5 protein-coding genes are annotated in these 12,019 nt (G+C 40.9%); all 5 read left to right on the top strand.

Translation table 11 applies throughout. From position 1 onward, the window contains the following. Positions 1–101 precede the first annotated feature (101 nt). The 5 genes from AC3ISE_RS20635 to AC3ISE_RS20615 all read left to right on the top strand — a co-directional run bounded on the left by AC3ISE_RS20635 (position 102) and on the right by AC3ISE_RS20615 (position 11,970). Entirely contained in the window at positions 102–1,418 is a 1,317-nt protein-coding gene (locus AC3ISE_RS20635) for a cell wall-binding repeat-containing protein (protein ID WP_489222425.1), read from the top strand. 149 nt (positions 1,419–1,567) lie between these two features. Further along, positions 1,568–2,353, top strand: coding sequence for an SGNH/GDSL hydrolase family protein (locus AC3ISE_RS20630; RefSeq protein ID WP_489222424.1), 786 nt, complete (start codon positions 1,568–1,570; stop codon positions 2,351–2,353). A 109-nt stretch (positions 2,354–2,462) separates the two neighbouring features. Continuing rightward, positions 2,463–4,349, top strand: a complete 1,887-nt coding sequence (locus AC3ISE_RS20625; RefSeq protein ID WP_489222423.1) for a cell wall-binding repeat-containing protein — start codon at positions 2,463–2,465, stop codon at positions 4,347–4,349. 683 nt (positions 4,350–5,032) lie between these two features. Further along, positions 5,033–9,664, top strand: coding sequence for a cell wall-binding repeat-containing protein (locus tag AC3ISE_RS20620; protein WP_489222422.1), 4,632 nt, complete (start codon positions 5,033–5,035; stop codon positions 9,662–9,664). A 194-nt stretch (positions 9,665–9,858) separates the two neighbouring features. Next, positions 9,859–11,970: a cell wall-binding repeat-containing protein gene (locus AC3ISE_RS20615; protein ID WP_489222421.1), complete on the top strand. Its 2,112-nt coding sequence runs from the start codon at positions 9,859–9,861 to the stop codon at positions 11,968–11,970. The last annotated feature ends 49 nt before the right edge of the window (positions 11,971–12,019 follow it).

Below are 12,019 nucleotides of genomic sequence, written 5' to 3'. Positions count from 1 at the left end.
CTATCATCGAATGAAGCAGCAATTTGTAACATATTTGTAAACTGTCAGACTATTAAACTGTTATATAATATGAAAGGGTAAAAACATCATAGGAGAATGGTATGAAGCGAATAACTATTTCAATGTTGAGCTGTCTAAGTCTTTTGATGATTCTTTTGATCTTCCAGCCTAAAGAGGCAGAAGCAGGGACAACAAGCAGAATCTATGGTCAGGATCGTTATAAAACGTCAGTAGAAGTTTCAGAGAAGACTTTCCCGAACGGAACACCCAATGTTGTCATTGCAGTCGGAAACAACTTCCCTGATGCTTTAGCAGGAGGACCGCTTGCTTACAAGCTGAATGCGCCAATCCTTCTTACGGGAAAAGACGCAATGCCTGAAGCAATTACTAGTGAAATTACAAGATTACATGCTAAAAATGCATACATACTCGGCGGCGAAAGTGCAGTCTCTGCAGCAGTAGCCGGCAAACTGAAAAATATGGGCCTTACTGTAACCCGTATATCGGGACCCGATCGCTACGAAACATCGGTAGCTATAGCTAAAAAATTAGGATCTACTACTAAAAAAGCATTTATTACAAACGGCAGCAATTTTCCAGACAGTCTTTCAGCATCTGCGGTTGCTGCGAGGCAGGGCTCACCCATCCTGCTGGTTAAGAAGACAGGCGTTCCAGCGTCTGTGAAAACCTTTGTAAACGGTTTTACGAAATCATATGTCATTGGCGGTACAGGTGTTATTGCATCCGGTACAGCGTCACAGCTTCCGTATGCAGAACGAATTGCAGGGGCGAACCGCTATGACACATCAGCAAAGGTAGCCACTAAGTTTGCAAGCTTCTCTGCGTCGCGTGCCTTACTAGTATCAGGTATTACATATGCAGATGCTTTAACTGGATCGATCTATGCAGCAAAACAAAACATCCCGATGCTGCTTACTAATTCATCCACTCTTCCAGCTGAAATTGGAAAATTAATCGATGCGAAAAATGTACAAACCGTCACCGCAATCGGAGGAACAAGTGCAATCAGCAACAGTGTGCTTACTTCGATTTATTTTCCAGTAGACAAGCTTATTGAAACAGCAAAATCCCTGCAAGGCGTGCCTTATCTATACGGAGGCGCAACAACATCAGGATTTGACTGCAGCGGCTATACCCAATATGTATTCGACAAGCATGGAGTCGATCTGCCAAGAACAACGGTTGATCAATGGAACGACGCAACAGTTGTGGCCGTTCCGCAAAAGGGAGACCTTGTATTCTTTGAAACATACAAAGCAGGTCCGTCTCATGTAGGAATTTTCATCGGCAACAATGAGTTTATCCACGCAAGTTCTTCAAAAGGCGTAACGATTTCCACAATGGATAACGTATACTTTGAACCTCGTTATTTAGGTGTGAAAAGTGTGATTCATTAAGCAGTGATCTCTTTCACTGCTTTTTATTATGGTAACAATAGTAAAATATTGATAAATTAATAATAAATTTCCTTTAATACTCTTGCAGGTTTACATATAGATAACTATGATAGAATGTAGAACTTTGTAGATTTTGGAGGAACTTTGACATGAGTAAAGTAATTACAATGTGTGTCATTATCTTAACGGTATGCGCACTTGTACTAGGCAACCATCATTGGAAACAGAAAATAAGCTCAGCTCAAGAAAAGCAGGAAGATTCTAATCCAGAAGAAACAGCAGCAGTGAAAGAAGAACAGCCTGAATGGATGGCCAAAGCTGCTAACCTGCCGGCACCGATAAAAGAAAAAATGAAGCTTGCAAAAGAAAACGGCAAACCATTAAAAATTGTGGCAGTTGGTTCAGAGAGCACTTCTGTACAGAGCACAGGCTGGCCGGCATTATTGCAAACTAATCTGCAGGAAGCATATGGGGAGAAAATGTTCACTCTTCAAGTTTTATCTTATCCTGAAGGCACTACCAGAACATTTATCAATGAAAATCACGGTGAAGAAGTGAATAAACTTCAGCCGGATATCTTATTATTTGAACCCTTTTCTTTAAACGATAACGGAAATGTCGGCCTAACGAATACGCTGCAAAACTTCGAAGAAATTATTGCAGACTTTAAAGAAAAGAATCCAAAGACAGTCATCTATATTCAGCCATCCCATCCAATCTTCAATGCCACCTTTTATCCAAAAGAAGTGGATGCTTTAAAAGAACTTGTTAAAGAAAAAGATCTGACCTACCTGAATCACTGGGATCACTGGCCCGATCAGAAGGATGAAAAAATAAAAAATCTTCTCATTGAAGATCAAGCTGCACCAAACGAAGAGGGAAACAAAATCTGGGCAGATTATTTAACAAAATACTTTGTGAAAACCGCGGAATAGATCCTATTAAAAGGGATCTATTTTTTTATCTAATTTTGGAAACTCATACAAAAACTGTTGAATTATGTGTTAAGATTTTACTAGAATCTAAACTTTGGAGGCAAGGTACGTGTATCTAAAAAAAATCAGTCTTTTAATATTTATGTCGTTAGTTTTTGTTTTTGTGGTGCCGGCAGTGTCAGAAGCGGCAACTCCGGATTTTAATAGTGTTCAGCAGAAAGTCAGTCAAAAATGCAACTATGATCCGCAAACACAATATGGCAAGTTCATCCCGTATCAAACAGGAAATTGTTTATTGACGAATGTTTCCTTGGAGCTTGAAGTTCCTGCAGAAATTGTAAAAGCAGTTGCGACTAAGGAAAGTATAAATTGGCAGCAATTTAAAAATGGAGAGCCTATTATATCTGGTGATGGCGGCATAGGCATCATGCAGATGACAGTATATCCAGCAGCAGATGAAGAAAATTTGAAAAAGAATGCGATTTTCAATATCTACTCAGGGGTTAAGAGATTAAAAGACTACCTGAGTGTGCCTATTGGGACAAATAAGCCTGCGCCTCTCGTACAAAAAGACGATCCAAGTACTTATTTGGAAAGGTGGTATTTTTCTGCCTTAAGGTACAACGGAATCAAGCCAGAGAACAGCCCCCTTGCAATATGCGAAGGCGATGGAGAGAGAAATACAGGAGCATATCAGGAAGCGATATATGAACTCATCAAGATTGGCGTAGGTGAAGGCTTACAGGATATACCTACAAGCATATCGCTTATCGATATGAAGCCTGAAGACTTCACTTATACGTGTGATTCCAAAGAGAATATTGTTTTTAATAAAACAGATTTCAAACTAAATGCTCCAATGACAGAGACAAAGCATCTTTTCAATAAAAACGATACTTTAATTACGTTCAATGATGATGAAGATAATCCTAGTATTCGAGAAGGTACAAATAAAAAGACTCCTTTAGTAAAATCAGGCAAAGGCATAGTTGTAAAGCCTACAGGAGAATTTGCGTATGATAGCGGTTATGATTCTTCTAATCTTTTTGTTTGGTATCCAGTACAGATCAAGGATTCCCAAACTAAAGGATATGTGGCATCCAGCTATTTAAAAAGAATCTTAACTAGACTCGAAGGTACAAGCCGCTACCATACAGCTGCAGAAATTTCTAAAGAAGGCTGGAAGCAGTCTGAGACAGTGGTACTTGCGACTGGAACGGATTTTCCTGATGCTCTATCAGGCACTCCATTAGCTGCAAAATACCAGGCTCCGCTTCTTTTAGTGGATGGTAAATCTAAAACAATTCAATCAAAGTATAATTTGCCGGCTAAACAAGAAATCAGCAGATTAGGAGCCAAAAAAGCCATTATTCTAGGCGGAAAAGGAGCCATCCCATTAGAAGTAGAAAATGAACTTCGAGGATCAGGTTTAACCGTTACCCGAATTTCGGGTACGGACCGATTTGAAACATCAGCAAAAATTGCAGAAAGCCTCCCATCATCTACAGCTATTGTTGCAACAGGAAGAAATTTTCCTGATGCCATATCTGTTGCGGCATATGCTTCCAAAAAAGGATACCCGATCCTGCTTAGTGAAGTAACTGAGATTCCAGAGAAGATTAAAACGTCTTTAACTAACGTAACCAAGACTGTCGTAATCGGAGGAGAAAATGCGATTTCAGCCCAAGTATTTAATGAACTGAAAAGCAAAGATGCCGTAAGAATCAGCGGGAAAGACCGATACGAAACTAGTATTCAAGTTGCCCAGCAGTTAAAACTGGGACAAAACGAAATTTTTACAGCAAGGGGAGATCAATTCCCGGATGCTCTATCAGGAGCTGTGCTTGCATCAAAGAATAATGCTTCTGTTCTTCTTGTAAATGATACCTCATCAAAAACATTAATCGACAAGTATCAAGCAGCCACTATCCTTGGTGGACAGGGAGCAGTAAATGCCAACATTGAAAAAGACATCATTAATCTCTTAAAAAATTAAATCTTTCTATTAGACTGTCAGATCCAAATCTGACAGTCTTTTTTATTTGGCTCTTTTCGTAAACTTTACTGCTATTAAACCAGATATTTAAAACCATGAGTGGATTGCAGCGGAAGGAACTTGACTCCTGCGGGAAATAGAGCAAAGTGGGAGACCACGCAGGCAACGCCGAGGAGGCTCCCATGCTCCCCGCGGAAAGCAAGTTCCTGGAGCGGAAAGGAGCGGGCAACATTTATCATCAAAATAAATCTATGCGAAAACAGCCTTTTATTTTTTATAAAGAATTTCGTCAAATAAAAATAATTCCCCGGGAAAAGTGTAGAAAAATGCCTGAGAAAAGTCGAAAGGAGTCAGGACTTTTGCCCCTCCACCAAATTTCTATTCCGATATACAAATAATTGGATAATTATAATTTCTGTTTAAATGCATAGTTTCCGGCTTTCATATCTGTTTTTCGCTTTAAAACATTGATGCATCAATGTGTAACCAGCATCTTAAGGTCCTGATTATTGTCGGAATTTGTCTTTAATATACTAACGAATAAAAGTTTTTATAAATGTTTGACTATTCAATATTTTACAAATAGAATAAGAGAGTAAATAATTTCTATATATGTTAAAGGAGGGATAAATTAGTATTTTTTTAGTGAAAAGCACTGCTAAATTACTAGGGGGGTCAAGTAGTTGAAGGTAAAACTGAAAAGATCGTTATTTTTAATGTTCGCTTTCTTGTTAGTTTTCTCAAATGCAGCATTAGCAGCGGTTCCGACACCGCAAAAGGGCAATGCCAATACTGAGGTTAAGAAAAATGCCGGCAAGCAATCTATTAAAAAATCAGACGCTGATAAACAATATAAGAGTACTGACAAAGTTCGTGTAATTGTCGAAGTCGAGGGCGAGCCCGCAATTACATATGCAACAAAGCAAGGAAAGAAATTCGATGCACTTGCAAAATCAAAGCAGGAAGAGCTGAAAGCGAATGCTTTGAAAGAGCAAAAAGCGGTTAAAAACCAAATTGCTTCAAAGAACCTTGGAATGAAATTCGAGCAGGAGTTTACAACTGTAGTCAACGGCTTCTCTGGAGAAGTTGCCTACGGGAAAATCGCTTTGCTTGAAAAACTGACAGGCGTTAATAAAGTAACGATCGCTCATGAATACGAGCGTCCAGCTGCAGAGCCTGAAATGAAATACAGCAAAGACTTAGTAGAAGCACGCGAGTCTTGGGATTTAGGCTATGACGGCGAAGGAATGATCGTTGGTATCATCGATACAGGGATCGATCCAAGTCACAGAGATATGATCTTAAGTGAAGATACAGTTCCTGCTTTAACAGAAGGTTCTATAGGTGATGCTGTTTCTGACTTTAACCTGCCAGGAAAGTATTACACAGAAAAAGTGCCTTACGGATATAACTATATGGACGAGAATGAAGAAATTCTTGATTTGGGACCGGGCGCATCGATGCACGGAATGCACGTTGGCGGAACAGTTGGTGCAAATGGAGATGAAGACAACGGAGGCTTAAAAGGCGTGGCTCCTGAGGCGCAGCTTTTAGCTCTGAAAGTTTTCGGAAATGATCCTGAAATGCCTTCTACATGGAGTGATATCTATGTAAAAGCCATTGATGATTCTATTCAATTAGGTGCAGATGTACTGAATATGAGCTTAGGCTCAACAGCCTCATTCGTGCTGCCGGAAGATCCTGAACAGAAGGCAATCGAAAGAGCAGTGGAAAACGGAGTAGTTATGTCTGTTTCTGCTGGTAACTCAGCTCATTTAGGAAATGCATGGGCAAACCCTTATGCAAGCAATCCTGATGTGGGAGTAGTTGGATCTCCAGGTCTTTCTTATGATTCCCTGCAGGTTGCTTCCATTGAAAACTCAACAATTGATCTTGACGCGATGCAAGTTCAAGCAGACGGCGCTGATTTAGGGAAAATTGGTTACCAAAAGCAGGACGGTCCGAAATTCCTTGATAAGTTTAAAGGTCAAAAGCTTGATATTGTGTATGTAGGAGATGGACAGCCTGCACAGTATGAAGGAAAAGATGTAAAAGGCAAAGTAGTATTTGCCGTTCGTACTGGCGGATACTTCTATACAAATATCCAAAAAACGGCTGAGGCACAAGGCGCTGCCGGTGTGATCATCCGCGGATTGCCTGCGCATGGCGATTATGTGAGCATGGCGCTTGATAAGCCGCAGATTCCTTTAGTTTCATTAAGCATTGCAGATGGTAATGCTCTTGAAGCACAAGCAAAGGAAGGCAAGAAACTGGAAGTAACATTTGGAGATGACAAAGTAGCTGCTCCAAATGCTGAAGCAGGGAAAATGTCTGCCTTTACTTCATGGGGCGTGACACCGAACCTTGATTTCAAACCTGAAATTACAGCTCCAGGAGGAAAAATCTTATCTACATTCAATGATAATCAATACGGAATTATGAGCGGAACTTCAATGGCTGCGCCTCACGTAGCCGGCGGATCTGCGATTGTTCTTGAGCGCGTAGACGAGTTGTTCAATTTAGAAGGTGCAGATCGCGTGCTTATGGCGAAAAACATCTTAATGAATACGTCTCAGCCTGTTATTGACAAAGGATTGGTGAATAACGCATTTGGCTGGGAAAATCCTTATTCTCCACGCCGCCAAGGTGCTGGATTGATGAAACTGTATTCAGCACTTAATACACCTGCAGTTGTTACAGAATCTAAAACAGGTGAAGGAAAAGTAGCTCTAAAAGAAGTCGGCGATAAAGTGGAGTTTTCACTTGATCTTAAAAACTTCAGCGATAAAGCTGTTTCTTACGATGTAAAAGCAAATGTTCAAACGGATTTCGCTAACGGCGGATCTCTTGGATATAACTATGATGAACTTGAAGCTCAACAATTGATGGATGCTGTTATTAAAGTTGACGGTAAAGACACTACTAAAGTAGAGGTTGCTGCCGGTGCAACAAAAACAGTTAAGGTAACGCTTGATACAACAAATGCAAAAGTTTTAGGCGATGATTTCGAAACACCTGTACCAGTGAAGGATGTCTTCAAAAACGGATACTTTGTAGAAGGATTCGTCACATTCTCTGCTGAAGGTTTATCACAGCTTACAGTACCTTATGTTGGTTTCAATGGAGACTGGGGCAAGGCTCCAATCCTTGATGCGATGAACTTTGATTTAGAAAACGAAACATTCTATGGCTATTCTGGAGTTGTAGCACAGTCTGGCGAAGACTTCAACTACCTTGGATTCGATGCATTTAATGAAAAAGTTCCATTCGATGCCCGTAAAATTGCAATCTCACCAAATGGCGACGGCAGTAATGACCAGTTGATTCCGGTTCTTTCATTCCTGCGCAACGCTAAAGAAGTGAAATACAATGTTCTCGATGAAAACAAGAACCAATTGCGTACCATCCGTTCAGAAGTAGAAGTGCGCAAACATTACTACGACGGAAGATACACGCCTTACACTTTAAATCCTGCAAACCAATGGGATGGAAAAGTGAAAAATGCGCTTGTAAAAGACGGCCAGTATTACTTTGAAATCGCTGCAACGGTAGACTATGCAGGAAAAGCTCCTCAAAAGGTTCACGTTCCTGTAATCGTTGATACGGTTCAGCCAACATTAAATGCAGCATTCAAAGATAACAAGGTAACATTTGATGCAGCTGATGAGCGTTCAGGCGTTGCATACTTTGATGTCCTTGTTAACGGCGAATCTGTCGTTGGAAAAGATAAAGATGGAAACCCATTAACTCTTGCTCCAACAACAACTGAATTCAGCCTTGAGAACCTTGCAACAGGTTCCACTGTAACAGTTTTAGCTGTTGACAATGCAGGCAACACATCTGCAAAAGAATTCAAAGGTGTCAATGATGATACAATTCCATCAATCATTGCCGAGCTTCCTGAAGCCCTTGGAACATATGATACAAATGAAGTTCCTGTAAAAGGCTATGTAACAGATGAGTCTAAAGTGACCAACTTCACGGTAGACGGCAAATCAGTTGAATTGAAATGGAATGCTGAAACTAACCGCTATGAGTTTGAAACAACTCTTACACTGGAAGATGGGTTCCATAAAATCCGCATCGCAGGTACAGATGAAGCAGGCAACGAAATTTCTTTCTTGAAGCAATTCTTCGTTGACACAACTGCACCTGAGCTTTCTGTAAAAGCACCTGCAAGTGTAAGTGCTGCAACAGAAAAAGCGACATTAACAACAAATGTTTCTGATAATTTTGAAGAGCTTCGAGTAGTGGTTGATGGAGACGAGGTCTTCTACAACATGCTGAGAGAGCCTTATGAAATGAGAGGCATTGAGAAAGAAATCAAGACAGAAGTTGCGCTTCAGCCAGGTGAAAATACGTTCACGGTAGAAGCTGTTGACTTGGCAGGACACAAAACGGTTAAAGAAGTAAAAGTATACCGCGGAGATGAGAAAGTGAGCCGCATCAGCGGGGCTGACCGCTATGCGACAGCAGCTGCGATCAGTGCTGAAGGATGGGAAAGCTCTGAGCTTGTCTTCCTTGCAAAAGGACAGGAATTTGCTGATGCATTAGCAGGTGTTCCGCTTGCAGCTCAATATGATGCTCCAGTATTATTAACAGATTCAAAAGGATTATCAAAAGCTGCAAAAGCTGAGCTTGAAAGACTTGGAGCAGAAACAGTGGTTATCCTTGGAGGTAAAGGAGCCGTTTCTGAAGATGTTGAAAAACAATTAAATGACATGGGTCTTGAAGTCGACCGTATCTTCGGTAAAGACAGATGGGCAACTGCTGCAGCAATCGCTGAAGAAGTAGCTCCAGATGGTTCAGAAGATGCAGTTGTAGTAAATGGAACAAGCTTTGCTGATGCTCTGGCTGTTGCTTCTTATGCAGGTCAGTATGGCATGCCGATCGTATTGTCTGAAAAAGATAAGCTTCCTGCAGCATCAAGTCAGGTTCTTAAAGATCTTGGTGTTGAAAATACATTGGCAGTCGGCGGTCAAGGCGCCCTTTCTGACAATGTGTTTAAGAAACTACCTGGAGCCGAAAGAGTCTATGGTAAAGACCGCTATGCAACAAGTGTAGCCCTTGCAGACTTCTTCGAGCCTTCACTTGATGTCGTTTATGCCGCAACTGGACAAAACTTTGCAGATGCATTAGCTGGTGCAGCATTAGCCGCTAAGCATGATAGCGGAGTCATCCTGGTTGGCAAATCATTATCTCCGGAAGTGAAAACCTTCTTTGGAGGCAATAACATTGGTCAAGTGAAAGTGTTTGGAGGAAAAGGTGCCGTATCTGATGAGGTCCTATCTGAGATTCATAAATTGATCCAATAAAAGAACATTTCATTACCTTCCTGCTGCTGGGCTTATTGGCCCGGCAGCTTTTTTTGTTTGCCTGCCAAAAGCGCTATGTTTTCGTGGTGTCTAAATCCCTAATTATCCTCATTACCCATAATTTTTAAAAAATGATAGATTACGGGTGCTATAATAGGAGAGTAATAGCGAACTATGCAGAAAAAGGAGAGTGAATGATGAAAAGCAGCAAGTTATGGGCACTGGGCATCTTTCTATTTTTAATGCTCTTACTCGCCCCGAATACAAGTTTTGCGGAAAAAGTCCTTGTGATTGATCCAGGCCATGGAGGGAAATTCAGCGGCACGTGCGGATTAACCGGGAATTCTACTGGTTTTTGCGAAGAAACGGCTAATTTGATTGTATCTAAAAAGGTAAGAGATTATCTTAAAACAAGCGGCATTACCGTTTATTTAACAAGAGAAACCGACATGGAGTTTGCACCTTATTTGAAGAAAGCGGACGGAAGTACAGATGGCGGTGACTTTGATCTCAGAATGCAGAAGGCCAACCAGTTTGCAAAAGGAAATAACGACAACAGCGTATTTATTTCCATTCACCATAATGCCCATCCAAGCAACCCCTACGTAAAAGGATACGAAACCTACTACTATAATGGTGTTGACCACGCAAAAGAAGAATATCCGCATGATCCCCTGCAAATCAAATACTTAGCAGATAATCAGCGTTTAGCGGGTGAAATCCATCCGACTGTTTTAGCTAAATTAGGGTCAATTGACAGAGGGATTGCCGATGATCAAAGCTTCTATGTCATCCGCAATGCACAAATGCCTGCAGTCCTTGTAGAAATGGGCTTCATGACCAATCGTGAAGAAGAAGCACGCATTAAAACATCGGATTTTCAAAATAAAGCAGCACAGGCTATTGCCGCGTCTGTCGTAAATTACTTTAAAGTCTATGAAGTATACGATTCCAGCAATCATAAATTATTAACGACGAAATCGAAGGATCAGGCTCTGCAATTTGCCAAAAAACAAACGAAACCAGTCAGAGTGTTCGACAAGAATGCTCAAAAAGACATCTATAAAACAAGCACGCAGTATGAAGTTCACCATAGAACGAATGGAAAATTAGGAGAGTTCTTCACTTCAAGCGAAGCGATGACTTTTGCAAAAAGCTACAAGAATACGAGACTTGTCTATAAGAGCAACGACTTTACACTTTGGTCGAACTTCCTTCCTGCCAAATACGATTTATATGTAAATGGTGCAAAGAAATCAAGCTATGTTGATTTTGAACATGCCCGTTACGTTGCAGGTCAGTATTCACCTAATGCCAGAGTGATTAATAAGGTTTCTGGTGAAGTGGTATTTACAAATATCGCAAATGATAAAGTAACGAGAAAGCTCCCATTAACGAAATTAATAGGTGCAGATCGTTACCAAACAGCGATTCATGTTTCAAAGAAAATGTATCCTGCAGGCTTTGCAGACAGCAAACCGGATAAAACCGTGATTATTGCAACAGGCACAGGATATGCAGATGCACTTTCAGCAGGTCCATTATCAAGAAAACACGGGGCAGCGCCAATCCTTTTAGTTAAAGGAAATGGAATGGATTCTTACATAACAAATGAAATTACCCGTCTAAAAGCGAAAAAAGCAATTATTATTGGCGGTGAAGGTGCCGTTTCTAAAGGCATCGCAACACAGCTTCAATCAATGAAATTAACAGTTGAGAGAATCAGCGGAGCCGATCGATATAAAACGAATCAGGTTATTCTGAATCAGATCGGAAACGTTGATGGCTACTTTGTCACATCAGGACGCAACTATCCGGATGCTCTTGGTGCAGCGCCTATAGCTGCTCAGAAAAACTGGGCGATTATGCTGTCTGATACAAACAGCCTTTCAAGTGAAGCAAGACTGAAGCTTAAAGGCAAGAAGGCTCTGATTCTTGGAGGAAATGGCGTTCTTACTTCGAATATTGATACACAGGTGAAAAACGCAGCTCCATCAAGCTATGCACGCTTAGCTGGTAAAGACCGCTACGAGACTCTTGCAAAAGTACTTTGGCGTTTTGATCCATATCTAAACTCAGATTCTATTCTAGTATCAACGGGAGCCAATTTCCCGGATGCATTAGCGGCAGCGCCATTATCTCTAGTGACAAAGGCACCGCTGATCCTGACAGGTTCAACGTTTAATAAATCTCTCGAAACCTACATCATGGAGTATGGAGGCAAGCATCATATGAAAGAAGTGACGCTGATCGGCGGAGCTGTTCCTGATGCGATAACCGGCGAGATTTTTAACAGAGTAAGATAATTCAGATGGATTCGGGCGCACGATTAGCCCGAATCTTTCTTAAGTTAAG

It is taken from the genome of Metabacillus sp. KH_069 (assembly GCF_057838075.1).
Note: the sequence above shows the minus strand (reverse complement) of the source record. Positions and strands in the feature narration are given on the sequence as shown.

What these genes read in the sequence shown, in the direction of transcription:
- AC3ISE_RS20630 (WP_489222424.1), top strand. Translation starts at nt 1,568, where the DNA reads ATGAGTAAAGTAATTACAATGTGTGTCATTATCTTAACGGTATGCGCA.
- AC3ISE_RS20635 (WP_489222425.1), top strand. Translation starts at nt 102, where the DNA reads ATGAAGCGAATAACTATTTCAATGTTGAGCTGTCTAAGTCTTTTGATG.
- AC3ISE_RS20615 (WP_489222421.1), top strand. Translation starts at nt 9,859, where the DNA reads ATGATGAAAAGCAGCAAGTTATGGGCACTGGGCATCTTTCTATTTTTA.